Source organism: Rhizobium laguerreae, assembly GCF_019778565.1.
Taxonomy (GTDB): Bacteria; Pseudomonadota; Alphaproteobacteria; order Rhizobiales; family Rhizobiaceae; genus Rhizobium; species Rhizobium laguerreae.
Window position 1 is genome coordinate 1,248,758 of sequence record NZ_JAAXQT010000001.1, and the last position, 25,225, is coordinate 1,273,982.

The 25,225-nt window shown below is 61.3% G+C and carries 24 protein-coding genes; 13 read left to right on the forward strand and 11 right to left on the reverse strand.

Translation table 11 applies throughout. The features are described 5' to 3' along the window. Window positions 1-33: 33 nt before the first annotated feature. Window positions 34-351 carry a TfoX/Sxy family protein gene (locus HFO71_RS06130; protein ID WP_017964468.1) on the forward strand — a complete coding sequence of 106 codons (318 nt, stop codon included), beginning with the start codon at window positions 34-36 and terminating at the stop codon, window positions 349-351. 101 nt (window positions 352-452) lie between these two features. Here the strand turns inward: HFO71_RS06130 and HFO71_RS06135 are convergent, their stop codons facing one another. The 5 genes from HFO71_RS06135 to HFO71_RS06155 all read right to left on the reverse strand — a co-directional run bounded on the left by HFO71_RS06135 (window position 453) and on the right by HFO71_RS06155 (window position 5,301). Continuing rightward, window positions 453-872, reverse strand: coding sequence for an NUDIX domain-containing protein (locus tag HFO71_RS06135; RefSeq protein WP_077978266.1), 420 nt, complete (start codon window positions 870-872; stop codon window positions 453-455). Window positions 873-878: 6 nt separating this feature from the next. Beyond that, window positions 879-2,426 (reverse strand): DEAD/DEAH box helicase, encoded by a 1,548-nt coding sequence (locus HFO71_RS06140; RefSeq protein ID WP_077978265.1) that lies wholly within the window; start codon window positions 2,424-2,426, stop codon window positions 879-881. 154 nt (window positions 2,427-2,580) lie between these two features. Beyond that, window positions 2,581-3,900 (reverse strand): peptidoglycan DD-metalloendopeptidase family protein, encoded by a 1,320-nt coding sequence (locus tag HFO71_RS06145; RefSeq protein WP_077978264.1) that lies wholly within the window; start codon window positions 3,898-3,900, stop codon window positions 2,581-2,583. A 103-nt stretch (window positions 3,901-4,003) separates the two neighbouring features. Further along, window positions 4,004-4,831, reverse strand: a complete 828-nt coding sequence (locus tag HFO71_RS06150; RefSeq protein WP_077978263.1) for a ferritin-like domain-containing protein — start codon at window positions 4,829-4,831, stop codon at window positions 4,004-4,006. Continuing rightward, complete coding sequence (locus tag HFO71_RS06155; protein WP_012757610.1) at window positions 4,828-5,301, reverse strand: peroxiredoxin; 474 nt, start codon at window positions 5,299-5,301, stop codon at window positions 4,828-4,830. The genes HFO71_RS06150 and HFO71_RS06155 overlap by 4 nt, the downstream gene beginning before the upstream one ends. A gap of 125 nt (window positions 5,302-5,426) precedes the next feature. Between HFO71_RS06155 and HFO71_RS06160 the strand changes: the two genes are divergently transcribed. Continuing rightward, window positions 5,427-8,825 (forward strand): YhdP family protein, encoded by a 3,399-nt coding sequence (locus tag HFO71_RS06160; RefSeq protein WP_077978262.1) that lies wholly within the window; start codon window positions 5,427-5,429, stop codon window positions 8,823-8,825. Window positions 8,826-8,873: 48 nt separating this feature from the next. On the opposite strand, the gene HFO71_RS06165 is transcribed toward HFO71_RS06160, so the two are convergent. After that, the gene (locus HFO71_RS06165; protein ID WP_077978261.1) at window positions 8,874-10,535 is read right to left on the reverse strand and encodes an alpha-amylase family protein; all 1,662 of its coding nucleotides are present in this window, start codon (window positions 10,533-10,535) and stop codon (window positions 8,874-8,876) included. A gap of 238 nt (window positions 10,536-10,773) precedes the next feature. Here HFO71_RS06165 and HFO71_RS06170 point away from each other — a divergent pair, with 238 nt between their 5' ends. Next, on the forward strand, window positions 10,774-11,079 hold the full coding sequence (locus HFO71_RS06170; protein WP_131642166.1) for a hypothetical protein: 306 nt from the start codon (window positions 10,774-10,776) through the stop codon (window positions 11,077-11,079). A gap of 59 nt (window positions 11,080-11,138) precedes the next feature. On the opposite strand, the gene tyrS is transcribed toward HFO71_RS06170, so the two are convergent. After that, window positions 11,139-12,395, reverse strand: a complete 1,257-nt coding sequence (gene tyrS, locus HFO71_RS06175; protein WP_077978260.1) for a tyrosine--tRNA ligase — start codon at window positions 12,393-12,395, stop codon at window positions 11,139-11,141. Between the two features lie 133 nt (window positions 12,396-12,528). Here tyrS and HFO71_RS06180 point away from each other — a divergent pair, with 133 nt between their 5' ends. Together HFO71_RS06180 and HFO71_RS06185 are read left to right on the forward strand one after the other, a co-directional pair. Then, window positions 12,529-13,647 carry an anhydro-N-acetylmuramic acid kinase gene (locus tag HFO71_RS06180; protein ID WP_077978259.1) on the forward strand — a complete coding sequence of 373 codons (1,119 nt, stop codon included), beginning with the start codon at window positions 12,529-12,531 and terminating at the stop codon, window positions 13,645-13,647. Then, window positions 13,644-14,174, forward strand: coding sequence for a GNAT family N-acetyltransferase (locus HFO71_RS06185; protein ID WP_077978258.1), 531 nt, complete (start codon window positions 13,644-13,646; stop codon window positions 14,172-14,174). The genes HFO71_RS06180 and HFO71_RS06185 overlap by 4 nt, the downstream gene beginning before the upstream one ends. Here the strand turns inward: HFO71_RS06185 and HFO71_RS06190 are convergent. Together HFO71_RS06190 and HFO71_RS06195 are read right to left on the reverse strand one after the other, a co-directional pair. Further along, complete coding sequence (locus tag HFO71_RS06190; RefSeq protein WP_131642167.1) at window positions 14,171-15,346, reverse strand: acyltransferase family protein; 1,176 nt, start codon at window positions 15,344-15,346, stop codon at window positions 14,171-14,173. The two genes, HFO71_RS06185 and HFO71_RS06190, sit on opposite strands and share 4 nt — an antisense overlap. 143 nt (window positions 15,347-15,489) lie before the next feature. Continuing rightward, window positions 15,490-16,167 (reverse strand): alpha/beta hydrolase, encoded by a 678-nt coding sequence (locus HFO71_RS06195; RefSeq protein WP_003559715.1) that lies wholly within the window; start codon window positions 16,165-16,167, stop codon window positions 15,490-15,492. Between the two features lie 217 nt (window positions 16,168-16,384). Between HFO71_RS06195 and HFO71_RS06200 the strand changes: the two genes are divergently transcribed. The 8 genes from HFO71_RS06200 (at window position 16,385) to sufA (ending at window position 23,596) form a co-directional block, all read left to right on the forward strand. Beyond that, on the forward strand, window positions 16,385-17,602 hold the full coding sequence (locus tag HFO71_RS06200) for a cysteine desulfurase family protein (RefSeq protein WP_077978256.1): 1,218 nt from the start codon (window positions 16,385-16,387) through the stop codon (window positions 17,600-17,602). A gap of 93 nt (window positions 17,603-17,695) precedes the next feature. Further along, entirely contained in the window at window positions 17,696-19,165 is a 1,470-nt protein-coding gene (sufB, locus tag HFO71_RS06205) for a Fe-S cluster assembly protein SufB (protein WP_020050101.1), read from the forward strand. A 1-nt stretch (window position 19,166) separates the two neighbouring features. Further along, window positions 19,167-19,340, forward strand: a complete 174-nt coding sequence (locus tag HFO71_RS06210; RefSeq protein ID WP_158081411.1) for a hypothetical protein — start codon at window positions 19,167-19,169, stop codon at window positions 19,338-19,340. Window positions 19,341-19,408: 68 nt separating this feature from the next. Next, window positions 19,409-20,164 (forward strand): Fe-S cluster assembly ATPase SufC, encoded by a 756-nt coding sequence (sufC, locus tag HFO71_RS06215; protein ID WP_077978255.1) that lies wholly within the window; start codon window positions 19,409-19,411, stop codon window positions 20,162-20,164. A 24-nt stretch (window positions 20,165-20,188) separates the two neighbouring features. Further along, window positions 20,189-21,463, forward strand: a complete 1,275-nt coding sequence (gene sufD, locus HFO71_RS06220) for a Fe-S cluster assembly protein SufD (protein ID WP_077978254.1) — start codon at window positions 20,189-20,191, stop codon at window positions 21,461-21,463. A 12-nt stretch (window positions 21,464-21,475) separates the two neighbouring features. After that, window positions 21,476-22,717: a cysteine desulfurase gene (locus tag HFO71_RS06225; protein ID WP_077978253.1), complete on the forward strand. Its 1,242-nt coding sequence runs from the start codon at window positions 21,476-21,478 to the stop codon at window positions 22,715-22,717. Between the two features lie 12 nt (window positions 22,718-22,729). Next, window positions 22,730-23,110: an SUF system Fe-S cluster assembly protein gene (locus HFO71_RS06230; RefSeq protein WP_003559708.1), complete on the forward strand. Its 381-nt coding sequence runs from the start codon at window positions 22,730-22,732 to the stop codon at window positions 23,108-23,110. A 93-nt stretch (window positions 23,111-23,203) separates the two neighbouring features. After that, a complete protein-coding gene (gene sufA, locus HFO71_RS06235; protein WP_018072227.1) occupies window positions 23,204-23,596 on the forward strand; it encodes a Fe-S cluster assembly scaffold SufA in 393 nt (130 codons plus the stop codon). Between the two features lie 61 nt (window positions 23,597-23,657). Here sufA and HFO71_RS06240 read toward each other — a convergent pair whose 3' ends face one another. Beyond that, on the reverse strand, window positions 23,658-23,963 hold the full coding sequence (locus HFO71_RS06240) for a flagellar basal body rod protein FlgC (protein WP_077978252.1): 306 nt from the start codon (window positions 23,961-23,963) through the stop codon (window positions 23,658-23,660). Window positions 23,964-24,126: 163 nt separating this feature from the next. Then, window positions 24,127-25,173, reverse strand: coding sequence for a glycoside hydrolase family 25 protein (locus HFO71_RS06245; RefSeq protein ID WP_077978251.1), 1,047 nt, complete (start codon window positions 25,171-25,173; stop codon window positions 24,127-24,129). Window positions 25,174-25,225 lie beyond the last annotated feature (52 nt).

Below are 25,225 nucleotides of genomic sequence, written 5' to 3' on the forward strand. Positions count from 1 at the left end.
TCCGCAGCGATCGAGATTTCGAGGGAATAGAGAATGGACAATGCCGGGATCGAGGAAATGTTTCAGGGGCTCGGCCCCGTCACGATCAAGCGCATGTTCGGCGGCAAAGGCATCTATCATCTCGGACGGATCATTGCGCTTGAAGTGCGCGACGAGATGCTGCTGAAGGCCGACGAGACGAGCGCCCCGGAATTTGCCGCTGCCGGCGCCACGCAATGGACCTATGAGGGCAAGAAGGGCAAGCCGGTAAAAATGCCCTATTGGTCGATCCCCGACGAGGCCTACGACGATCCCGATCTGATGGCGAAATGGGTGAGGCTTGCCTATGAGGCGTCGCTTCGCGCCGAATAGCAGAGCAATTCCAGCAAAAGTGCGTAGCGGTTTTGCGTCCGGAATTGCGTGAAAACAAAGAGATAGAGCATTTCCGTGATTCGGAGAAAAGCGGAAATGCTCTAGCGTTCAGCAGTCGACAAGGCTGCGATCGCCGCCTTGGTGAAGGCCGACAGCGGCTCGGGCAGATCCGTCAGCGGAAACCAGCCGAAATCCGAGAGCTTGTCCGGTTCGGTCAGTTGAGGCTCGCCCTCGACGTCGTGAGCGAGATAGAGCAGAGAGATCCAGTGTTGGCGATCGGCATCTATGATCTGCTCGCTGATGCAGAGGCGTTCGATGCGGCCGATCGTCAGGCCGGTTTCCTCCTCGGCCTCGCGGCGCGCGGCAGTCTCTGCCGGCTCCATGTGATCGACCTTGCCGCCGACGATATTCCAATAGCCGGCTTCCGGTGATCGCATGCGTTTGTAGAGAAGGATCCTGGCGTCGCGCAGAATCACCAGGCCGACGCCGAGACCCGGAAAATCAATGCCGGGCCTGCCCATTGGAAATCAGACCTTGGCGCTGCCGGCGATCAGCATGAAGGCCGGGATATCGTCGCCGAAGCCGACCGGGGTTGGGCCGTCGTCGTGGTCGCGATGACGGCGGCGGTCGCGGCTGTCGTCGTTTGCCGGGTAAGGCCGACTGTTGCGCGCATTGTTCTGCGGCTTCTGCTCTGCTTTGCGCTCGTTCTTCACGATGTCGGCCTTTACTGGTGCTGCTTCAATCACGTCTACGCCATTATCCTGTATGTCGTTGTCAGATTTATGACTCGCAGCGCTGCGACTGCCGCGTCCGCGGCTACGATCCCTGTCGCCATTTTCTCTCGGCGCGCGATCTCGGGTTGCGCCATCTCTGGCGCCACGCTCGCGGCTGTTGCGGCGCGGGCGTTCGCTCTCCCGGCTGTCTTCTGCCGGCGGCGGCAGCGACGTCAGGTCACCGCTCAGCCATTCGACCTTTTCCCCGATTAGCTTCTCGATGGCATCGATGAATTTAGTGTCGCGCTTGGTGACGAGAGTGAAGGCGGCACCCGAGCGGCCGGCACGGCCGGTGCGGCCGATGCGGTGGACGTAATCCTCGGAATGGATCGGTACGTCGAAATTGAAGACGTGGCTGACATCAGGGATATCGAGGCCGCGGGCGGCGACGTCGGAGGCGACCAGAAGCTGGAGATTGCCGTCACGGAAGCTCTGCAGCGTCATCGTGCGGGAACGCTGGTCCATGTCGCCATGCAGGGCGCCGACCGAGAAGCCGTGACGCTCGAGCGACCGGAAGAGATCGGCCACATCCTTCTTGCGGTTGCAGAAGACGATGGCGTTCTTGAGTTCGGTCTGGGCGCGGACGAGTTCGCGCAGGACGGCGCGCTTTTCGTAATCCTTGCCGTGCGAGGCGACGAAACGCTGCGTCACGGTTGCCGCGGCGGAAGCCGGCTTTGCGACCTCGATACGTTCGGGATTCTGCAGGAAGCGGTCGGCGAGCTTCTGGATCTCCGACGGCATGGTTGCCGAGAAGAACAGCGTCTGGCGGGTGAACGGGATCATCTTAGCGATGCGTTCGATATCGGGGATGAAACCCATGTCGAGCATGCGGTCGGCCTCGTCGATGACGAGGATCTCGACGCCGCTCATCAGGAGCTTGCCGCGCTCGAAATGGTCGAGCAGGCGGCCGGGGGTGCAGATCAGCACATCGGCGCCGCGCTCGAGCTTGCGGTCCTGGTCCTCGAAGGAAACGCCGCCGATCAGAAGGGCAACGTTGAGGCGATGGTTCTTGCCGTATTTCTCGAAATTCTCGGCGACCTGGGCAGCGAGTTCGCGCGTCGGTTCGAGAATCAGCGTGCGGGGCATGCGCGCACGCGCACGGCCCTTTTCGAGAAGCGACAGCATCGGCAGCACGAAGGATGCCGTCTTGCCAGTGCCGGTCTGCGCGATGCCGCAAATATCGCGGCGCTCGAGCGCAAACGGGATGGCGCCCGCCTGAATGGGCGTGGGGATCGTGTAGCCCGCATCCGTAACAGCGGATAGCACTTTTTGGCTCAAGCCAAGGTCAGCAAATGTCGTCAAAGGGAAAACTGTTTCCGTTCCGTTCGGCCGCTCTGAACGAGTCGGCGGGATTGCATGCCGCAATGCAGCGCGACATAGCCCCGAATGGCCGGCAAGTCAAGAAATAGAGACGCCGCACCCATTGCAGAGTGAAGCGTTGGTTACCAGGCAGGAGTTACTTGATATAGGTGGCGAGTTTAAGGCCGGCATTCATGAAATATACTGGATCGACGGCATGGCCGTCCTGGCGCACTTCATAATGCAGGTGCGTGCCCGTTGAGCGGCCGGTGCTGCCGGCAAGGCCGATGACGTCGTTGCGGTCGACCGTGTCGCCGACCTTGACCAGAACCTCCGACATATGCCCGTAGCGCGTTGAGATGCCGTTGCCGTGGTCGACCTCGACCAAGTTGCCGTAGCCGCCGGTCCAGCCGGCTGAGATCACTTTGCCGGGTGCCGTCGGGCGGATCCTTTCGCCCGGCGAAAAACGGAAGTCGATGCCGGAATGGAGCGCGAGGCGGCCAAGAAAAGGATCGCGGCGATTGCCGAAAGGGCTGGTCACGTCCTTGCCGATGGCGGGATTGCGGAAGGGCAGGGATTCGGCCGTGCTGCGCACCGCTTCGAGCCGCGTCAGTGCGCCGTCGAGCGCTGCGAGCGAATTGTTGAAGTCGTCGTTGCTTTCAGGCTCGATATAAGGACCGCCGACGGCATCGTCGTCGTCTTTCCTGGCAGCGGTCTCGGGCATCGGAATCTTGAAGCGGGTCAGCACGGTCTCGATGGCATTGGCGGCATTGCCGGCATCGCTCGTCAACTGTTCGACACTGCTGCGCTGATCCTGTTCGACATCTTTCAGCGACAGCGTCACCTTGGAAAAGACGCGGTCGGCACGGTCGCCGACCGTGTCGGTGGCCGGCACATAGGCAAGCGTCGAATTGTCGGGCGTCGCATCGGCGGGCGCACCGCTCGCCAGCTGTTTCTCGATCGCCTCGATGCCGGTCCCGGAGAGCGAAGCGCGCTTGTCCTTGACATCGGGTGCATAGGACTGAACGGGCGAAGACGGCGCAGGCGGGGCGCCGTCCTTTTCCGTCAGGCCGGAGCTTTCGGCCCGGTCGAGCAGATTGTCGAGTTTGCCATGGCGCGAGGTCAGCGCCATCTGCTGCTCCATCAGCTTGTCGACCTTGTCTTCCACCACCTGCTGATCGAGAAGCTGGCGGGAGGTGATGCGGTCGACCTGGGCGCGGAGGGCGGCGATGCGGTCTTCATAATCGTGCTGCATGCGGGCCTGGCGGGCCATGGTGGCGCCGATCAGGTCGTCGCGCAGCACGAGATAGGACGTGGCCAGGAGGTAGCCGATCGAGAAGACGCCGACGAAGCAGAAGGCAAGTGCTGCCATCCAGGGCCGGACCGTCATATGGCGGACTTTATCGCCGCTTGCGAGGATGAGGATATGTTCCTGCGCCCGCCTGCCGAATACCCGGTGCTGATGTCCGCTGTTCACGCAGGCTCTCCCGATTGATGCTCTACGCCTCTTTCGGAAATTAGACACCGTTATGGTTAATGAATACTTTCATTGCTGCCGTCGTGTCATAAATTCAGTGACTTCAAGCGTGGCTGATCGATGCAAGCGCGCGGTAGAAGGACGGCGTCAGCCCGGCCTCGGCGCGGGCAAGGTCGTTGAAGGGCGGCTTCAGCGGTCCGCGGAAATTGGCACGCACCAGCTCCTGGAAGGCCTTTGCCGGATCGCGCTTCTCGCGGGCGCAGAGAAAGCGGAACCATTTGGCGCCGACGGCGACATGCCCTTTCTCGTCATTGTAGATGACGTCGAGCACCGCTGCACTTTCGAGATCGCCGGTCTGGCGCATCTTCGCCTGCAGCGACGGCGTGACGTCGAGGCCGCGGGCTTCCAGAATCAGCGGCACGACGGCGAGCCTTGCCGTCAGATCGTTGCGCGTCGCATGGGCGGCCTGCCAGAGACCGTCATGGGCGGGCAGATCGCCGTAATCGGCGCCGAGATCCTTGAGCCTGGCGCGCACCATGCGGAAATGCTTCGCCTCCTCGAAGGCGACCTGCATCCAGCCGTCGAAAAAGGAATTCGGCACCTGCTCGGTCGCGAATCGCGCGACGATATCGAGCGCCAGATCGACGGCGTTGAGCTCGATATGGGCGATGGCGTGCAGCAGCGCGATCCGGCCTTTGAGCGTATGCAGCGAGCGCTTCTCCACCTGGGTCGGCGGCGTCAGCACCGGTTTGTCAGGACGGCCGGGCCTGTCGGGCAGGGCTGCATCAAGCGGCGAGCGCAGCGACACCCGGCGGGCGAACCAGCGGGTGGCGCTTTCCTGCGCAAGCGCCGTCTTGCGGTCAAGATCAGCGGAGGAGATCGCATCGATGGCGCCGCCGCGCAGCGAGGTTATCGTGAGATCCCCGGTCACGCCGCCAGGTTCCTCACGGCCTCGAGCACGGTTTCGGCATGGCCCTGCACCTTCACCTTCTGCCAGATGGTGGCGATCGTGCCGTCCTGGCGGATCAGGAAGGTGGTACGCTCGACACCCATGAAGTTGCGGCCGTACATGCTCTTTTCCTTCCAGACGCCATAGGCCTGCAGCGTCGTTTTTTCCTCGTCCGAGGCGAGCGCCACCGAAAGACGGTGCTTCTTGATGAACTTGTCATGGCAGGCGGCCGAATCGGGCGACATGCCGATGACGGCAGCACCCGCCGCTTCGAACTCGGCTGCTAACGCCGTGAAAGCCAGTGATTCGGCGGTGCAGCCCGTGGTGTCGTCCTTGGGATAGAAGAACAATACGAGCGGCTTACCGTGGAATTCGGCCAGCGAAACGCGGCCGCCGCCGTCGCGGGGAAGGTTGAAATCAGGGGCCGAGACGCCGATGCCGGGAACCGCCATTGGGAAAACCTTTCTTTTGCCGGGTTTGTGGATGACACTTTCTCTCCCCGAATTATATAGTGGACGGATACCCGTCCAGCATGGCCGGGTTCAATTCTTCACTTAAAGGGAGAGCCCAAGGGCGCATGTCAGCCATCCGCGGCGAAAAGGTCACGTTTCGCAAGAAGGATATCGTTGCGCTGGACCGCTTGCCGTCCGCCCAGGCCGAGGATCCGATCATCGTTCATTGCCCGCCGCCGCGTTCGTCGATGCGCCGCACGGCGAAGCTGACCTCAGGATTTCTGGGACTGATCCTCGTTATTCTCGCTGCCATCGTTTTCACCGTCGAGAGCGGCATGTTCGACAAGCCGCTGTCGCAGCAGGCGCAGGCGGCGCTGAATGGCGTGGCCGGACCGCGCTACCGCGCCGAGGTTGGTTCCACCGTCATCCGCTTCACCTCTGATTTCCGGCTGGCGCTGGAAGCGCGCAACGTCAACATGATCGACCAGGAGAGCGGCCAGCACCTGTCGACGACGGGTTCGGTGCGCCTGGGGCTCGATCCGCTGCAGCTTTTCCGCGGCCGCATCGCCGTCGCGGACATCGAAGCGGAGGATATCGCCCTCGATACCGCGCTTCTGCCCTCCGGCAATGCCGTCAAGCTCGACGATCTGCGCATCGACGCCATGCCAGCGGCGATGGAGAAGATCTTCTCGCAGTTCGACATGTTCGACAGCATCGTGACGCGCGGCTCGACCAATTCGGTGCGCATCTCCGGCCTCGATATCAAGCTTGCCGATACCGCCAACGGTCCGCTGTCGCTCGTCATCGACAATCTCGTCTTTGCCCATGCCGGCCCGTCCTCGCTGCAATTAACCGGCGAAGTCGCGCTTAACGGCGAAGTGGCGGAGCTCGACGTGCTGGCCGAGAAGCAAGATGGCCACGTGTCCAAGGTCGTGGCGACGCTGAAGCATGCCGACCTCACGCCCTTCGGGCTGAAACGCAACGATCAGGGCGCAATACGGCAAGGGCTCAGCGCCTTTGCCGACCTCACCGTGTCGGCCACCAGAGGGCGCGATGGCGTGCAGCCGGCGCTTGCGGCGACAATCGATATCGATCCCGGCCAGATCTATGCGGATGGCGATCCGCAGCAGCTGTCGGGCGGGCAAATCAATCTCGTCTACGATTTCGCCAAGCAGACGATCGAGATCGCCCGATCGAACGCCCGGTTCGGCGCGACCACGCTTCCCATCAATGGCGCGCTGATCGATCTCGACAAACTCGACCCGCAGGCGGGCAAAGGCTTCGGCATCGACCTGCTCGTCAGCGGCGGCACGGCAGCTCCCGCCGGCTCCGGCGAGCAGCCGCTCTCCTTCGACATCCAGGCGACCGGGCGCTACATGGTCGCCGGCCGCGAATTCCAGTTTCCCAACATAACCGCTTCCAGCCCGCTCGGCGCGCTCTACGGATCGCTCCACGTCAAGCTCGGCGACAAATCGCCGGAGATCAGCTTCGCCGGCCAGTCGGCGCAGCTGCAGACGACAGCGATCAAGCAGCTCTGGCCGTTCTGGATGGCGCCCAAGGTGCGCACCTGGGTGCACGGAAATCTCTTCGGCGGCACCGTCACCAACGCCACGATATCCGTCTTCATTCCTTTCGGCAGGTTGGACGAGGCAGCCGGCGGCAGGGGCCTGAAGCTCGACGCCAACCAGATCCGCATCGGCTTCGACATTGCGGAGGCGCGGATGAACGTCGCCGGCGACATTCCGCCGATCCGCGACACGTCAGCACATTTCGACCTGACCGGCCCGGTTGCGACGATCGCGATCAAGAACGGTACGTCCTATTTCCCCTCCGGCCGGTCGGTCGGCCTCGGGCAGGGGACGTTCGTCTTGCCCGCCACCTACGATAAACCGCTGATGGCCGATATCGATCTCGCGGTCTCCGGGGCGGCTGACGCCGTCGGCGAGCTTCTGACCTACCGGCCGATCCGGGTGCTGCAGCGCGCCGGCTTTACGCCCGACGATCTCAAGGGCCGGATCGAGGCGAATGTGAAGGCCCATTTCGGCCTGCTCTCTTCGCAAAACCCGCCGCCGGCCGAATGGACGGCGGCAATGAAGCTCACCGATATCGATCTTGCCAAGCCGTTTTCCGGCCGGATGATCAGCAATCTCGACGGCACGCTGAACGGCAACCCGAAACGGATCACGCTTGACGCAAAGGCCCAGATCGACGGCGTCCCGGCCGATATCGATCTTACCGAACCGGTCGAGGCATCCGACACAGCGGCCAAACAACGGGTGATCACTGCGACCCTTTCCGAGGACCAGCGCAACAAGCTGATACCCGGCCTTTCCGGCATCGTCGGCGGCAGCGTGAAGATGGTGCTGACCCGCATCGACGACGACCGGCAGGACGTCCAGCTCGACCTCACCAAGTCGCTGCTCGAACTGCCCTGGATCGGCTGGTCGAAGGGCAGCGGCATTGCCGCCACGGCGGAATTCGAAACGTCAGGCCCGGCCGACAATACCCAGATCAAGAACTTCCGGCTGAAGGGCGACGGTTTCGGCGCCAATGGATCGTTGAACATCGGCAAGGGTGGGCTGATCTCAGCCGATTTCGACAGCGTCAAGCTCTCTTCGCTCGACGATTTCGCCCTGTCGGTGAAGCGCAGCAAGGGCAATTTCGACGTCTCGGTCTCCGGCGACAGCGCCGATGCGCGGCCGGTCATCCAGCGGTTGAAATCCGGCTCGGACGGTGATGGTGATGGGGATGCCGGCGACACCGGCGTATCGGTGCGCGCCAGGCTGAAGAACGTCATCGGCTTCAACGACGAGAAGGTCGGCAATTTCCAGGCGCAAATATCACTGCGCGGCGACAAACTGCAGGCGCTCAATTTTTCCGCCGTTACCGACAGCGGTGAGGCCGTGGTCAGCCAGATGAAGGACGGCGGCGTCATCAACATCACCAGCGGCGATGCCGGCGCGGTATCGCGTTTCGCCGATCTCTACCAGCACATGCAGGGCGGCCTGCTCAATCTGGCGATCCGGCTGGGGGCGGAGGGCGGCTGGGACGGCTCGCTCGACGTGCGCCGCTTCGCGATCGTCAACGAACAACGCCTGCGCTCGATTGTCTCGACACCGGTCGGAAATGAGCAGCGCAGCCTCAACGAGGCGGTCAAGCGCGACATCGATACCTCGTCGCAGCGCTTCCAACGCGGCTTTGCCCGTGTCGTCTCGCGCAATGGCATGGTCGGCATCGAGAACGGCGTGCTGCGCGGCGACCAGATCGGCGCAACCTTCCAGGGCATCGTGCGCGACCGCAAGGGCAACATGGACATGACCGGCACCTTCATGCCCGCCTACGGCCTCAACCGCCTGTTCGCCGAACTGCCGCTGATCGGCGTCATCCTCGGCAATGGCAGCGACCGCGGCCTGATCGGCATCACCTTCAAGCTGACAGGCAAGTTCGACCAGCCGAACCTGCAGATCAACCCGCTGTCGATCATCGCGCCGGGCGTCTTCCGGCAGATTTTTGAGTTCCAGTAGAAGGGAAAGACTGGAACCGACCATGGACGGCCTGTGATCTCCTCTGGGCTAAATCTCCTTTCGCCTCAGAAGATAATCGAGACCGCCGACGCGATACCAGCGATAGCCGTATGCGTCGAGCATGACGGTATGAAATCCTTTTTCATCTGCCTTGCTGCTTTCGCCATCGGCGATATCAATGAGTTGTCGGCCGTGTTCGCCTAAGTCGGCGTCGAAAGTCACTTCCGCCGGCCGCGCATGCAGATTGTGCAGGATCAATACGGAATTGCCGCGCCAGTCGTAACGAAGCGCCAGCACGCCGTCGTCACCGGTGTCGATCACGGAAAAGTCGCCCCAGCCGATCTCAGGAGCTTCCTTGCGCATCCGGATCATTCGCTCGGTCCAGTTCAGCAACGAGTTCGGGTCACGCCGCTGCTCGGCAACGTTGATATGCTGGAAGCCGTAGGGGCCGTCCTTGATGACAGGCGAGATGGGCTTTTTACTTTTGGTGAATCCGCCCTCCGGTTCGGTCGACCACTGCATCGGCGTGCGTGCGCAATTTCGCTCGGGCAGGCACAGATCGTCGCCCATGCCGATTTCGTCGCCGTAGCGTATGACAGGCGTTCCGGGCAGCGAAAACAGCAGGCTGTAGGCCATTTCGATCCTGCGGTGGTCGCCGCCGAGCATCGGCGCCAGGCGACGACGAATGCCCCTGTCGTAAAGCTGCATGTTCTTGTCGGCCCCGAAAGCGGCAAATACCGCATTGCGCTGCTTTTCCGTCAGCCGGCCGAGGTCCAGTTCATCATGGTTGCGGAGGAAGAGGCCCCATTGCGCGGTCGCCGGGCGCGGTTTCGTCGCCTCCATGGCCTTCTTGAGCGGCCGCGTGTCGGCGCTGGCGAAAGCGTAAAACAGCGCCTGATTGACCTGGAAATTGAACATCATCTGCATGCGGTCGCCATCATCGCCGAAATATTCGAAATTGTCCTTCGGCAGGATATTGGCCTCCGCCAAAATGATGGAATCGCCCAGGCGCCACTGCAGGAATTCGCGAAATTTCCTCAGCATATCGAATTGTTCGACAGGCTTGGTAACGTCGGCGCCTTTTGTCGCGATGATGAAAGGGGCGGCATCCATCCTGAAGCCGGAGACACCGAGCTGGATCCAGAAGCCCATGATCTTGAGGATTTCCGCCTGCACCTCGGGGTTCGATGTATTGAGATCGGGCTGATGATCGTAGAAGCGGTGAAAATAATAAGCCTTTGCCTTGTCGTCATAGGTCCAGGTCGTCTTCTGGACGCCCGGGAAGACCATGCCCTGATCGGCATTATCAGGTTTTTTATCCGACCAGACGTACCAGTCGCGATAGCGCGAGCGTGGATCGCTCCTTGCGTCCTGGAACCAGGGATGGTCCCTGGATGTATGATTGATCACCAGGTCGATCAGCACCCGGATACCGCGTTGCTTGGCGCCGTGGGTGAACTCGACGAAATCGCCGAGCGAGCCATAGCGCGGGTCGACATTGTAATAATCGGAAACGTCGTAACCGTCGTCGCGACCGGGCGACGCCTGGAACGGCATGAGCCAGATCGCGGTCACGCCGAGGCCGGAAAGATAATCGAGGCGCCGCATCAGGCCCTGAAAATCACCGACGCCGTCACCGTTCGCATCCATGAATGTTTCGACGGACAGGCAGTAGATGACAGCGTTCTTATACCAGAGGTCGTTGATCATGCCGGGGCTCCAATCCAATCTGGTCGCAAATCCCGGCGGGCGGAAAAGGTTCCGACAAAGTATGCGTTATGCGGGTCGTGGCGCTTTGCAGCAGAGAAGTGCGTGGGCTCCTCCTCGACAAAACCGATTCGCCCAGGCTGACAAATTCGGTAGTGACGCTTTGCCTATTTGAGGGAAATCTGATGTACTATACTGTCCCGGTCAGCAGGCAACGGCCGGTGCAGTGTCGGAGGATGCCATGCAGTGCGCCCGGACAGTTTCTTTTGCATCTGCCGCCATGATGGTCGTCACGATAGCCGACGTGTCGCTTTCTGCGGAAAAGAGCGTGCGGTTGAAATCGCAAGAGGCGGTCATCCGTTCCGACCACGTCCTGACGGTTCCTCTGGACGCGATGATGACGCCGCCGATCTTCTCGATCAGCTGGTGGTCGCGGGTGAAGCCGGCTTCAAGCGTCGATCCGCCGGGCTATCTTCTTAAGAGACCAGACGAGATGACGCGGAATACCGGCGGGGAGCCGAATGATCTTGCTCGCCGATCCGAATAACGAGGCGAGGAAAAGCCGGCGAGGACGCCGGCTTCGATATTGGTTCGGAATTGAGGCCCTTACGCCGCGCGGCGGATCAGAATGTGCTTCTTCTTGCCGAGCGAGAGCTTGATGACGCCGTCGGTGGTGATTTCACCGCTGCCGATCATCTTGCGTTCATCGTTGACGGCCTCGTCGTTAATGCGGACGGCGCCGCCCTGGACGTGACGGCGGGCTTCGCCGTTCGATGAGGCAAGGCCGGCACGAACGATCAGCGACAGCAGGCCGATGCCAGCGTCGAGCTCGGAGGCGGGCACGTCGACCGACGGCAGATTTTCCGAGAGGCCACCTTCCTCGAAGGTCTTGCGCGCGGTTTCGGCAGCCTGTTCAGCGGCCTGGCGGCCGTGCAGGATCGCCGTTACCTCGGTCGCAAGGATCTTCTTGACCTCGTTGATCTCCGAACCGCCAAGAGCGGAGAGACGGGCGATTTCATCCATCGGCAGCGTCGTGTAGAGCTTCAGGAAGCGCGAGACGTCGGCATCCTCGGTGTTGCGCCAGTACTGCCAGAAATCATAGGCCGAGAGCATGTCGGCGTTCAGCCAGACAGCGCCGGTCGCCGACTTGCCCATCTTGGCGCCGGACGACGTCGTCAGCAGCGGCGACGTCAGCGCATAGAGCTGCTGTGTCCCCATGCGGTGACCGAGATCGATACCGTTGACGATATTGCCCCACTGGTCCGAACCGCCCATCTGCAGGCGGCAATCGTAGCGCTTGGCAAGCTCGACGAAATCGTAGGCCTGGAGGATCATGTAGTTGAATTCCAGGAAGGACAACGACTGTTCGCGGTCGAGACGCGTCTTGACGCTGTCGAAGGACAGCATACGGTTGACCGAAAAGTGCTTGCCGACATCGCGCAGGAATTCGAGGTAGTTCAGCGAGCGCAGCCATTCGGCATTGTTGATCATCAGCGCGTCCTTGGGGCCGTCGCCGTAGTTCAGGTAATTGGAGAAGACGCGCTTGATCGAGGCGATGTTGCCTTCGATCGTATCGACGGTCATCAACTGGCGCGCCTCTTCCTTGAAGGAGGGATCGCCGACCATGCCGGTGCCGCCGCCCATCAGCGAGATGGCGCGATGGCCGGTCTTCTGCATCCAGTGCAGCATCATGATCTGGATCAGCGAACCGGCGTGCAGGCTGGGCGCGGTCGGATCGAAGCCGATATAGGCCGTCACGGTTTCCTTGGCGAACAGGTCGTCGAGGCCGCTTTCATCGGAGATCTGATGAATGAAGCCGCGCTCTTTCAGCGTGCGGAGGAAATCGGACTTGAACTCGGACATAGGTTTCGTCTCTTGGTGTCTGCTTCGCACCCCATGCGGGCTTGAAGCAAGTTCGTTGTTGTTGATCTGTCGCGGCGCGTTTAGCACTGTTTTTATAAAAGTGCATCCGGGAATCGCATGGGAGGCAAGCCTCATGGATGTCATCAGGACCGCGATTGGGCTGATGAGCGGCACGTCGATGGACGGAATCGACGTCGCGTTGATCAGGACTGACGGCCGCGGCTTTATCGAGCGCGGGCCGTTCATGGGCGTGCCCTATGACGCGGATTTTCGCGGGCGGCTCAAACGGGCGCTGGAACTGTCGCGTCCACTCAGTGAGAGAAGCCAGCGACCGGCTGAGCTTCGCGATATCGAGCTTGAACTGACGGCGCGGCATGCAATTGCCGTTACGGCATTCATGGGGCGTTTCGATATCGCGGCCGATACCGTCCATGTTCTCGGCTTCCATGGTCAGACAGTGCTTCATCGCCCTGATGAGGGATTGACGATCCAGATCGGCGACGGCGGGGAACTGGCCAAGAGAACCGGCATATCGGTGGTCTACGACATGCGCGCCAACGATATGGTTCATGGCGGGCAGGGCGCGCCGCTGGTGCCGGCCTATCACGCAGCACTTGCGGGAAAATTCCAGCAGGCGGGACAGGCGGTGTGCTTCGTCAATATCGGCGGCATCTCCAATCTGACCTTTATCGGCACGGACGGACGGATATCGGCGTTCGACAGCGGTCCGGGCAATACGCTGATCGACCAGTGGGTGGAGATGCAGACCGGCAAAACCTATGACCCCGGCGGCGAGATCGGTGGGCGCGGCAAGGTCGTGACCAGCCTGGCGGAACGTTATCTGCAAAGCCCGTTCTTCCGCGGCAATGTTCGCCGTTCGCTGGACCGTGGCGATTTTGCGCCGCTTCGGCCGGAGGAGGCGGGTCTTGAAGACGGTGCCCGGACGCTGGCGCATGTCGCCGCCGCCTCGATCATCAAATCCGCCGGTTTTCTGCCGGAGACCCCAGCGATCTATATCGTGTGCGGCGGCGGGCGGCTGAACGCCACCGTGATGGCGGAGTTCTCGGCCATGGCCGAAAGGCTGGGCTCGAGGGTGTTGACGGCCGAGGAGGCGGGCTTCGACGGCGATGCGATGGAAGCCGAGGCCTGGGCCTATCTCGCCGTCCGATCGCTGGACGGGCTGCCGCTGACATTCCCCGGCACGACAGGGGTCGCGACTCCCGTCAGCGGTGGGGTGCTGGCAACGCCATGACAGAGCAAAGAGTCATGCTGAAGACGCCACGGCTGACCGTCGTCATGTGGGACGAAGGCGATGCGGCTCTCGTGCAGCAACTGCATTCGACGATGGCGACGACCCGATATCTTCCCGGTAACGCGCCATGGAGCCTCGATAGGGCTCAGGAGCGGCTGCGCGGCTGGTTCGAGGAACAGGCAGGCGTCGGCACGACCAAATACAAGCTCCTCGCCGAGGACGGCAGCTTCGTCGGTCGCGCGGGGATTTCGAAGTTCAGGAACGAGCAATTCGAACTCGGCTATTCCCTGCGCGAGGAGGCGTGGGGCAAGGGCCTGGCAACGGAAGCGGCGAGCGCGCTTGCCGACTGGTTCTTCGAAAGGGAGTTTGCATCGGGCTTCATCGCCTTCACGCATCCCGAAAACACCGCCTCGCAGCGCGTCCTCAGAAAGATCGGCATGCACGAACGCGCGCCGATCCTGATCGATGGAGTGCTGGACATGGCTTTCGAACTCACCGCCGATATGCGGCTGACGAAAGACTCCTAGCTTTTTACGGCGACCGGCCGGACATGGGATTCGCGCCCAGCCTGATGGCCATCCTCGACGCCCCTGACCTGGGCGATGAAGGAGAATTTCTTGCGAAGGCCGAGGATCGGCTTCTCGATGAAATGCCAGGACAGCACCGCGACGGCGAGAGCCGATGGCAGGCCGACGAGATAGAGCGCCAGCGCACCATATTTCGGATAGAGGAAAACCGATGGGAACGAGCTGATCCAGATCTGCAAAAACGGGTCGTGATAGAGATAGACGCCGTAGGAATAGTCGCCTTTCCTGAAAAAGGCCGGAATGGGCACCTCAGTCAGGCCGATGAAGACGGTGATGTAAACGAGGGAAGTGATGACCAGCGGACGGTTGAGCACCGACTCCGTCGCACTGCTGTCGAGGGTGAGAATGGCGACGATGCAAACCAGGCAGGCGGCAGCGAATAGCCAGCGGGAATGCGGAATGACCGCTTTGAACTGATAGACGACGATGCCCATCATGAAGGCCGTGATCAGCTGCGAGCCGCGGCTCATGAAGAGGAAGCGCGCGATAGGCTTGATCGAGCCTGGCAACAGATAGGGCATTTTCTGCACGATAAGGCCGATGACGATGTAGGCGATCGTCACCGCCAGCAGCTTGTAGCGCGTCTTCACGATGGCGGTGATCATCAGGAACGACATGATGATGTAGCAGAAGATTTCCCAGGGAACCGTCCACAGAGCGCCGTTGACGCGCTGGCTCGGATTATCCTGGAAGACGCCCGGCAGCTCGTAGTGGATCCAGCCGACGATATTCAGGAAGTATTTGAAAAACCGCTGATCGGTAAAATATTCGGAGTGGTAAACGACCGTAATGATCGGCCCGATGATCAGCGAACAAACGACGATATCGACGGCAAGGGCCGGGACGATGCGCAAGCCTCGGTTGATCAGAAAATTCCGGAGGCTCAGGCGCTGGGCGCTGCCGGCGATCAGAAATCCGCTCAACGCGAAGAACATCGGAACAAGAGCGTATTCAGTGAACCAGAATACCGACCCCCTGATGAAGTCATTGTTGTCGGTTAACAGAAAGGAATGGGTCAATACGATGGAAAAGGCGAGCCCTATTCGAAGGAAATCGAACCCCGGACCAATTCCCCTATACTTATCCAGGACTTCCCCGAACGACTTGGTCATTGCGGACCTCGCTTTTGTTAGGATCGCGAGGACCCTACCGCACTGCAACATGGATTGCAACACGATAGGTGATCTGTTCCGGCACAGCCGGCCCGGTTGTGTTCCGGACCGTCATGGCATTGATGAGGCTGAGATTTTTGGTGTCAGCGAATCCGCTTGGCGGCCGGTTCCGGCACCAGTTCGCCGTTGAGGCGACGGTCGAGATAATCCTCGCATTCGCCCATCAGCGTTTCCACCTGGCCATTGAAGAAGTGGTTGGCATTGGCAACGGTGCGGTGGGTGATGAGGATGCCCTTCTGGGTCTTCAGCTTCTCGACCAGGCCGTTGACATCCTTTTCCGGCGCGACCTTGTCGGCCTCGCCGTTGATGATCAGGCCGGAAGATGGGCAGGGCGCCAGGAAGGAAAAATCGTAGGTGTTCGGCTGCGGCGCGATCGACATGAAGCCTTCGATCTCCGGCCGGCGCATCAGGAGCTGCATGCCGATCCAGGAGCCGAAGGAATAACCGGCGACCCAACAGGTCTTGGAATCGGGATGCAGGCTCTGTACCCAGTCGAGCGCCGAGGCGGCATCCGAGAGCTCGCCGGCGCCGTGGTCGAATTCGCCCTGGCTGCGGCCGATTCCCCGGAAATTGAAGCGCAGCGTCGTGAACCCGCGCTTCTGGAACATGTAGAAGAGCTGATAGACGATCTGATTGTTCATCGTGCCGCCGAACTGCGGATGCGGATGCAGAATCAGGGCGATGGGCGCGCTTTTTTCCTTGGAGGGCTGGTAGCGGCCTTCAAGACGGCCGGCTGGGCCGTTGAAAATAACTTCGGGCATTGGTACTCCGGGTTTTATTTCGCGTTCGCGCTGCGTTGGATGACAACATGACTTGACTAGTGTTGTCAGCTTTTCTAAAACGCAGTTTAGAACAATTCGAAACTTGCATGGCGATCCACGCATCGTGGAACGTGTCATAAGGCAAGCCCGGCGGAAATTTCAAGAAAAATGAACCGCGGCCGCTGAAGCAAGCTCGTCAAGCGCAGGACTGAAGATCATGGCGCCGCCACGCCTTTATCTCGACTGGAATGCCACAGCGCCGCTGCACCCCGCGGCACGCGCGGCGATCATGCGCGCCATCGACGTGTTTGGCAATCCGAACAGCGTGCATGGCGAGGGTCGCGCCGCGCGCGCCGCCATCGAAGGCGCACGACGCAAGGTGGCAGCACTTGCCGGCACCGATGCCGGCAATGTGGTCTTTACCAGCGGCGCGACCGAGGCTGCCAATCTGGTGCTGACGCCGGATTTCCGCATGGGCCGCACGCCGCTTCGCCTTGGCCATCTTTATTTTTCGGCGATCGAGCATCCAGCGGTGCGCGAAGGCGGCCGCTTCGCCAAAGAGAATATGACGGAGATCCCGGTGACGGAAGCCGGCATCGTCGATCTCGATGCACTCGGCCTCCTGCTCGATGCGCATGACAAGGCCGCCGGCCTGCCGATGGTCGCCATCATGCTCGTCAACAACGAGACGGGCATCGTCCAGCCGGTCGAGGCGGCGGCTAAGATCGTCCACGCCTATGGCGGGCTCTTCGTCGTCGACGCCGTGCAGGCGGCCGGCCGCATCGCGCTCGATATCGTCAGGATCGGCGCGGACTTCATGATCGTTTCCTCGCACAAGATCGGCGGGCCGAAGGGTGCCGGCGCGCTCATTGCGCAGGGCGAAGCGCTGATGCCCAGGCCGCTGATTCAGGGCGGCGGGCAGGAGCGGGGTCACCGCTCAGGGACGCAGAATTCGCTGGCGCTAATCGGCTTCGGCGCGGCAGCTGAAGCGGCGGCCGACGAACTCGAGGCGCGCAATGCGGCGATCGGCGCGTTGCGCAAGCGGCTCGAAGCCGGCATGCGTCAGGCGGCAGCCGATGTGATGATCCACGGCGAGGGTGGCGAGCGTGTCACCAATACGATCTTCTTCACCTTGCCGGGGCTGAAGGCCGAGACCGGACAGATCGCCTTCGATCTCGAAGGCGTTGCACTTTCCGCAGGTTCGGCCTGCTCATCGGGCCGGCTCGGCGAAAGCCATGTGCTGACGGCGATGGGCCGTGACGCCAAGCTCGGCGCTCTGCGCATCTCGCTCGGCTTTTCGACGACGGAAGAGGATATCGACAGGGCGATTGCGGCTTTCGCAAAGATCGCCAACCGGCGCAGGTCGGCTGGGGAGGCGGCTTGCCCCGTATCAAAACTTGCGGAAACGCAAATTTCTGCTTGCCAATCGGGCTGAAAAGTCCCTTTTGGCCTCTTACATAAAGGGCAAGACAATTGCCCAAACACTACAAGCTGCCGGACCTTGTATCCGGCGAGATTGGAGAATGAGATGGCTGCCGTGCAGGAAACAATCGACCGGGTGCGCCTGATCGATGTGGACCAGTATAAATACGGTTTCGAGACCGTCATCGAGATGGACAAGGCGCCGAAAGGCCTGTCCGAGGATATCATCCGCTTCATTTCGGCCAAGAAGCAGGAGCCGGAATGGATGCTGGAATGGCGTCTCGAGGCCTATCGGCGCTGGCTGACGCTGGAAGAGCCGACCTGGGCGCGCGTCAACTATCCGAAGATCGATTTCAACGACATCTATTATTACGCCGCGCCGAAGAGCACGCCGGGTCCGAAGTCGCTCGACGATGTCGATCCGGAGCTGTTGAAGGTCTATGAAAAGCTCGGCATCCCGCTGCGTGAGCAGGAGATCCTTGCCGGCGTCGAGAAGCCGAAGATCGCGGTCGACGCCGTTTTCGATAGCGTCTCGGTCGTCACCACCTTCAAGGCAGAGTTGAAAAAGGCCGGCGTGATTTTCATGTCGATCTCGGAAGCCATCCGCGAGTATCCGGAACTGGTGAAGAAGTACCTCGGTTCCGTCGTTCCGACGAGCGACAACTACTATGCGACGCTCAATTCGGCGGTCTTTACCGACGGTTCCTTCGTCTTCGTGCCGAAGGGCGTTCGTTGCCCGATGGAGCTGTCGACCTATTTCCGCATCAACGAGAAGGGCACCGGCCAGTTCGAGCGTACGCTGATCATCGCGGAAGAGGGCGCCTACGTCTCCTATCTCGAAGGCTGCACAGCGCCGCAGCGCGATGAAAACCAGCTGCATGCCGCCGTGGTCGAGCTGGTTGCGCTCGACGATGCCGAGATCAAATATTCGACGGTGCAGAACTGGTATCCGGGCGACAAGAACGGCAAGGGCGGCATTTACAACTTCGTCACCAAGCGCGGCGATTGCCGCGGCGATCGCTCGAAGATTTCGTGGACGCAGGTCGAGACCGGCTCGGCGATCACCTGGAAATATCCGTCCTGCATCCTGCGCGGCGACGACAGCCGCGGCGAATTCTACTCGATCGCCGTGTCCAACGGCCATCAGCAGATCGACAGCGGCACCAAGATGATCCATCTCGGCAAGAACACGTCGAGCCGCATCGTTTCCAAGGGCATCGCCGCCGGTGTTTCCAACAACACCTATCGTGGCCAGGTTTCGGCTCACCGCAAGGCGTCGAACGCGCGCAACTTCACTCAGTGCGATTCGCTGCTGATCGGCGACAAGTGCGGCGCCCATACCGTGCCCTACATCGAGGCGAAGAATTCGACGGCGCAGTTCGAGCATGAAGCGACGACCTCGAAGATCTCCGAGGACCAGCTGTTCTACTGCCTGCAGCGCGGCATCCCGACCGAAGCGGCGATCGCACTGATCGTCAACGGCTTCGTCAAGGAGGTCCTGCAGGAACTGCCGATGGAATTCGCCGTCGAGGCGCAGAAGCTGATCAGCATCTCGCTGGAAGGCTCGGTCGGCTGACATGGAAACTGCGCAGTTTATTGATCAGGTGGCCACACCGATTGGCGTGGCGGTTGCCAGTCTTTTCGTTTTTCGCCGCAAACGGCCGAACGCGGAGAGAATGAGCTGGATAATGAGCATTGCGGGAGCCGCCATGGTGCTTATTGCCTTTGTGGCACTTAAGCGCCTCTTATAAACTGATCTTCACATCCACTTTTGTACAGACGCTGGGTCGCTTGTGCCCGAGTACACAGGAAAAACGAAATGCTTGTAATCAAGAACCTCCATGCCCGCATCGCCGAAGACGGCACCGAGATCATCCGTGGCTTGAACCTGACCGTGAAAGCCGGCGAAGTTGCCGCGATCATGGGGCCGAACGGCTCCGGCAAGTCGACGCTCTCCTATGTGCTGTCCGGCCGCAGCGATTACGAAGTCACCGAGGGCGACATTCTCTACAATGGCGAGAGCATTCTCGAGTTCGATCCCTCCGAACGCGCCGCCAAGGGCATCTTCCTCGCCTTCCAGTATCCGGTTGAAATTCCGGGTGTCGCCACCATGCAGTTCCTCAAGGTGGCAATGAACGAGCAGCGCAAGGCGCGCGGCGAGGACGAGCTGACGACGCCGGATTTCATGCGCCGCGTCAAGGATGCCGCCGGCAAACTGCAGATCAATACCGAGATGCTGAAGCGGCCGCTGAACGTCGGCTTCTCCGGCGGTGAGAAGAAGCGGGCCGAGATCCTGCAGATGGCGCTGCTCGAACCGAAGCTCTGCGTGCTTGACGAAACCGATTCCGGCCTCGACATCGATGCGCTAAAGATCGTCGCCGACGGCGTCAATGCGCTGCGCTCGCCAGACCGCGCGGTCGTGGTCATCACCCACTACCAGCGCCTGCTCGACTATATCGTGCCGGATACCGTCCACGTGCTCTACAAGGGCCAGGTGATCAAGTCGGGCGACAAGACGCTGGCGCATGAGCTGGAAGCCAACGGCTATGCCGACATCATCGGCACGGCGGCCTGATTTCGGGTGGAAAGGACGACGTCCATGAATATGCAGACGACGAGCCGCCTGACTGCGGCCGAGACGGCGCTGATCGAGGCCTTCAACCAGCAGATCGGCGAGCTGCCGGGCAATGGCGCGGTGACGGCACTGCGCGACCGGCTTCTCGACGACCTGAAGAAAGCCGGCCTGCCGACGCGCCGCGTCGAGGCCTGGCACTATAGCGACCTTAAGAACCTGCTGCGCACTGTCCCGCAGCAGGCGGGCGATGCCGGCTCGCAGGCTTTGGAGCCGCTCGTTGCTGATGCCACGGTGCTGGCGGTGATCCAGGGCCATTCCAACCAGAAGGCTACGGTCGACGGTCTTGGCGTTTCGGCCTATTCCGAACGTCTGCTTGACGGATCTGCCGCGGGTGGCCTGGATGCACTCGGTTCCGACGACGCGGTCGGCCGCATCAATGGCAGCTTCGTGCGCGACGGCTATGTCGTCGACGTGCCTGCCGATACCGCGCTTGAAAACCCCCTTGAAATCCAGTTCATCCATGCCGGTGGGCAGACACATACGCGCCTTCCCGTGTCCTTCGGCGCCGGTGCCAAGGCGACGGTCATCGAGCGTCACCTCACGGTGACCGGCGATGCGGCGCTGGTGTCCCATGTCAGCGACATCACGGTTGGCGAAGGGGCCGAACTGACCTGGATCATTCTGCAGCAGCAGGGGGCTGACGATACGCATCTCGGGCAGATCCGCATCGATCTTCGCGCTGACGCCAAGCTGCGGCTTTTCGTCATCAATGCCGGCGGCAAGCTGGTCCGGCAGGAGCTGCATATCAAGGTGACGGGCGAAGGCGCCGATCTGACGTTGCGCGGCATCAACCTGCTCGGAGCAGAAAGCCATACCGACGTGACGATGGTGCTCGGCCACGACGTACCGAATACCGGCTCGACCGAAGTGATCCGCAACGTCGTCTTCGACCGTGCCAAGGGCGTCTTCCAGGGCATGATCCGAGTGGCGCCCGATGCGCAGAAGACCGATGCCAAGATGGCCTGCAACACGCTGCTGATGTCCGACGACGCCGAATTCTCGGTCAAGCCCGAGCTTGAGATCTTCGCCGATGATGTCCAGTGCGGTCACGGCGCGACGGTGACCGATATCGACGCCAACCATCTCTATTACATGATGGCGCGCGGCATTCCGGAGAACAAGGCGCGGGCGATGCTCGTCAACGCCTTCGTTGCCGAAATCGTCGAGGAACTGGAAGACGAGGCCCTGGTCGAGGCGCTGGAAGGCGTGATTTCGGCGTGGCTCGAAAAGCACGCCTGATCGGATATACCAATGGACAAGATAGCGCCGGCCACGCAATACGACGTCGAAGCCATCCGCCGGGATTTTCCCATCCTGGCGGAGAAGGTGCATGGCAAGCCGCTGGTCTATCTCGACAACGGCGCCTCGGCGCAGAAGCCGCAGGTGGTGATCGACGCCATCTCGCATGCCTATAGCCACGAATATGCCAACGTGCATCGCGGCCTGCATTATCTCTCGAATGCGGTGACGGACGCTTATGAGGCAGCGCGCGAGAAGGTCCGCCGCTTTCTCAACGCGCCTTCGGTCAACGACGTCGTTTTCACCAAGAATTCGACAGAAGCGATCAACACCGTCGCCTATGGCTGGGGCATGCCGAAGATCGGCGAAGGCGACGAGATCGTGCTCACGATCATGGAGCACCATTCCAATATCGTGCCCTGGCACTTCATCCGCGAGCGGCAGGGCGCCAAGCTCGTCTGGGTGCCCGTGGATGATGAAGGTGCCTTCCATATCGAGGATTTCGAAAAGAGCCTGACGGAGCGCACCAAGCTCGTCGCCATCACCCATATGTCGAATGCGCTCGGCACGATCGTTCCCGTCAAGGAGGTCTGCCGGATCGCGCATGAGCGCGGCATTCCGGTGCTGATCGACGGCAGCCAGGGCGCGGTCCATCTACCTGTCGATGTGCAGGATATCGATTGCGACTGGTACGTCATGACCGGCCATAAGCTCTACGGCCCATCCGGGATCGGCGTGCTCTACGGCAAGAAGGAGCGGCTTTATGAGATGCGGCCGTTCCAGGGCGGCGGCGAGATGATCTTCGAGGTCGCCGAGGATATGGTCACTTATAACGTCCCGCCACATCGCTTCGAGGCCGGCACGCCGCCGATCGTGCAGGCGATCGGGCTCGGTTATGCGCTCGACTACATGGAGAAGATCGGCCGCGAGGCGATCGCCAAGCATGAGGCCGATCTTGCCGCCTATGCGGTCGAGCGGCTGAAATCCGTCAACTCGTTGCGCGTCTTTGGGACGGCGCCCGACAAGGGCAGCATCTTTTCCTTCGAGCTTGCCGGCATCCACGCCCATGACGTCTCGATGGTGATCGACCGGCAGGGTGTTGCGGTCAGGGCTGGCACGCATTGCGCCATGCCGCTCTTGAAACGCTTCGGCGTCACCTCCACATGCCGTGCATCCTTCGGCATGTACAATACTCGCGCCGAGGTCGATGCCCTGGCCGATGCGCTTGATTATGCGCGCAAGTTCTTTGCTTGAGGAGTGTCCGTGATGAGCCTGGACGAAAGCGAACAGAAGATCGACGTGCGCGAAGGCATCGTGCATTCCAGCATTCCGGCCGATGAGCTGGCGCGGCTGAGCGACGACGTTATCAGCGCGCTGAAGACCGTCTACGATCCTGAAATTCCCGCCGACATCTTCGAACTTGGTTTGATTTACAAGATCGACATCGAAGACGACCGGATGGTGAAGATCATGATGACGTTGACTGCACCCGGCTGCCCGGTGGCCGGCGAGATGCCCGGCTGGGTCGAAAACGCCGTCGGCGCCGTCGAAGGCGTGTCGGGCGTCGAGGTCGCGATGACCTTCGATCCGCCGTGGACGCCGGATCGCATGTCCGAAGAGGCGCAGGTCGCCGTTGGCTGGTATTGACGTCCCGCGGTATTGATCCGTTTACCTCGGACGACTACATTTGAATCACGATGCACCGGATCTTGACCCCGGTTGCGGAAGGAGAATGAGCCGATGGGCTTTGCAATCATGAGCATGACGGACGGTGCTGCGGCCCGCGTCAAAGCGATCGTCGAGAATTCGGGGCCTGATGCCAAGGGCGTGCGCGTCGGCATCAAGAAGGGCGGCTGCGCCGGGATGGAATATACCATCGATCTGGTGACCGAGCCCAATGCCAAGGACGATCTGATCGAGCGCGACGGTGCCAAAGTCTGGGTCGAGCCGTCGGCAGCTCTCTATTTGCTCGGGACCGAGATGGGCTTCGAAACGACGACGCTCCGCTCCGGCTTCACCTTCACCAATCCGAACCAGACATCGGCCTGCGGCTGCGGCGAATCGGTCGAGCTGAAGCCCGCCGATCTGGCAGCCCTTGCGGCTCAACGCCAGGGCGAACCGGCGCATTCCTGACAGCCGCCCTCAGGCTGGTGGGAAATTTCCGCTAGCAAGTCTCCGATGAAATTGGGCGTGTTCAGTCGCGCTTGATGCTCATGAGCACTTCCCACATGTCGGCGCCAGTCTCGAAGACCACGGCATTTGCCTTGTAGCTCTGCTCGGCTTCGATCAGGTCGATCAATTCGGCAGCCGGATCGACATCTGACGCCGTCGGGCTGACGACGGCCTGGACGCCGCCCGTCTCAACGGAGGTGAGGCTGGTGTTCAGCGTGGCATAACCCGGCGTGCTGCTGTTGGCGATGTTGTTGGCAATTGCGCCGACACGCGTCGTCTGTGCTCGCATCCCCGAAAGAGCAGTGCTCATAATGCCCGATATGCTCATCAGCCGTTTCCCCGGAACTGGATGAAATTCTTGTACACGCAAGGGCTTAGGGAATGTTGAAGGCGTTGCGTTAGCAAAGACCTGTAGGTTCGCGCATCTTCGCATCCATTTGTTCCGGATTGGCACGGAACGGGGTCGGGGCGCGGGGCCATGGCCAGCTTCGCTATCGCGACGCCACCCAGTCATGCCAATCGCTCTCGTTGCCGTTGAACACGTTGAGGTCGATCTTGCCGTCGACGCCTTCGGAAAGGCCGGAGCCGGAATACTGCCAGAAGACCCACTTGCGGCCGGGATAGACCTTGGAGGGATGAGCGGCCACAGAGCGCAGCCAGAAGGGATAGTCGAGCAGTTGACCCTTCAAATTGTCGCGGTAGAAATCCGGCGCGGTATAGATGATCGGGCGCTGACCGTAATGGCGCTCCAGCTTGTCCATGAAAACCTGCATCTTTTCCCGGACACGTGCGGGAGAGATGCGCCTCTTGCAGCTCGATTCGCCGTTCCATTCGACGTCGATGACGGGCGGAAGAGCGTTGGCTTCCCTCGGCACGTTGCGGATAAACCAGTCGGCCTGCTCACCGGCTGTCCGGCACCAGTAGAAGAAGTGATAGGCGCCGTGTTTCAGGCCGGCTTCCTTGGCCCGGCGCCAGTTCTTCTTGAACATCGGATCTAGGTGATCGCCGCCGTCGGTCGCCTTGATATAGACGAAGTTGGCACCTTGCCGCCGCAACGTCTCCCAGTCGATTTCGCCCTGCCAGCGCGACACGTCGACGCCGTGCACGGCAAGCTTTCTCGGCGAAGTGGAACCGAAGTTGATCGGCTTGGCATCGCGGAAGCGGTGGCCGTAAATTTGTCCGCGTGTCGGCGATCTCGTGCCGACATCGGGCATTGCATTGCCGGCGGGATTGGACGGCATCAGCAGCGCGACCGGTTTATCTGTCGGCAGCGGCATGCCGACCGGCCTGTTGGCGGGCACGAGCGCCTGCGGCTCCGGAACCTCTCCCGCCCAGCGCAGCGCCTGCTGCGGCGGGCTTGCCTGCGGCGCAGGATCACCAACGGCGGCGGCAGGAATCGGGCCGCTCGGCTGGGCGATGGCATTGGTCGTTTCCGGCGACGGCACGTTGCCCAGCACATCTTCGGCGCCGGAACTGGCAGCGCATCCCGACAGGATCAGGGCGGCGAGGAGGATTGCTGGCACTGCCGATGGACGCATAGGAACCTGCACGCAGAACAAGGGATCGACGGAGATCCATGTTGATGGAAGC

Coding starts and splice junctions, on each gene's coding strand:
- sufC (WP_077978255.1), top strand. CDS start 19,409: ATGCTTGTAATCAAGAACCTCCATGCCCGCATCGCCGAAGACGGCACC.
- HFO71_RS06130 (WP_017964468.1), top strand. CDS start 34: ATGGACAATGCCGGGATCGAGGAAATGTTTCAGGGGCTCGGCCCCGTC.
- HFO71_RS06185 (WP_077978258.1), top strand. CDS start 13,644: ATGACAGAGCAAAGAGTCATGCTGAAGACGCCACGGCTGACCGTCGTC.
- HFO71_RS06180 (WP_077978259.1), top strand. CDS start 12,529: ATGGATGTCATCAGGACCGCGATTGGGCTGATGAGCGGCACGTCGATG.
- HFO71_RS06210 (WP_158081411.1), top strand. CDS start 19,167: ATGGAAACTGCGCAGTTTATTGATCAGGTGGCCACACCGATTGGCGTG.
- sufB (WP_020050101.1), top strand. CDS start 17,696: ATGGCTGCCGTGCAGGAAACAATCGACCGGGTGCGCCTGATCGATGTG.
- HFO71_RS06155 (WP_012757610.1), bottom strand. CDS start 5,301: ATGGCGGTTCCCGGCATCGGCGTCTCGGCCCCTGATTTCAACCTTCCC.
- HFO71_RS06230 (WP_003559708.1), top strand. CDS start 22,730: ATGAGCCTGGACGAAAGCGAACAGAAGATCGACGTGCGCGAAGGCATC.
- sufD (WP_077978254.1), top strand. CDS start 20,189: ATGAATATGCAGACGACGAGCCGCCTGACTGCGGCCGAGACGGCGCTG.
- HFO71_RS06200 (WP_077978256.1), top strand. CDS start 16,385: ATGGCGCCGCCACGCCTTTATCTCGACTGGAATGCCACAGCGCCGCTG.
- HFO71_RS06170 (WP_131642166.1), top strand. CDS start 10,774: ATGCAGTGCGCCCGGACAGTTTCTTTTGCATCTGCCGCCATGATGGTC.
- HFO71_RS06165 (WP_077978261.1), bottom strand. CDS start 10,535: ATGATCAACGACCTCTGGTATAAGAACGCTGTCATCTACTGCCTGTCC.
- HFO71_RS06195 (WP_003559715.1), bottom strand. CDS start 16,167: ATGCCCGAAGTTATTTTCAACGGCCCAGCCGGCCGTCTTGAAGGCCGC.
- HFO71_RS06225 (WP_077978253.1), top strand. CDS start 21,476: ATGGACAAGATAGCGCCGGCCACGCAATACGACGTCGAAGCCATCCGC.
- HFO71_RS06245 (WP_077978251.1), bottom strand. CDS start 25,173: ATGCGTCCATCGGCAGTGCCAGCAATCCTCCTCGCCGCCCTGATCCTG.
- HFO71_RS06135 (WP_077978266.1), bottom strand. CDS start 872: ATGGGCAGGCCCGGCATTGATTTTCCGGGTCTCGGCGTCGGCCTGGTG.
- HFO71_RS06160 (WP_077978262.1), top strand. CDS start 5,427: ATGTCAGCCATCCGCGGCGAAAAGGTCACGTTTCGCAAGAAGGATATC.
- HFO71_RS06240 (WP_077978252.1), bottom strand. CDS start 23,963: ATGAGCATATCGGGCATTATGAGCACTGCTCTTTCGGGGATGCGAGCA.
- tyrS (WP_077978260.1), bottom strand. CDS start 12,395: ATGTCCGAGTTCAAGTCCGATTTCCTCCGCACGCTGAAAGAGCGCGGC.
- HFO71_RS06190 (WP_131642167.1), bottom strand. CDS start 15,346: ATGACCAAGTCGTTCGGGGAAGTCCTGGATAAGTATAGGGGAATTGGT.
- sufA (WP_018072227.1), top strand. CDS start 23,204: ATGGGCTTTGCAATCATGAGCATGACGGACGGTGCTGCGGCCCGCGTC.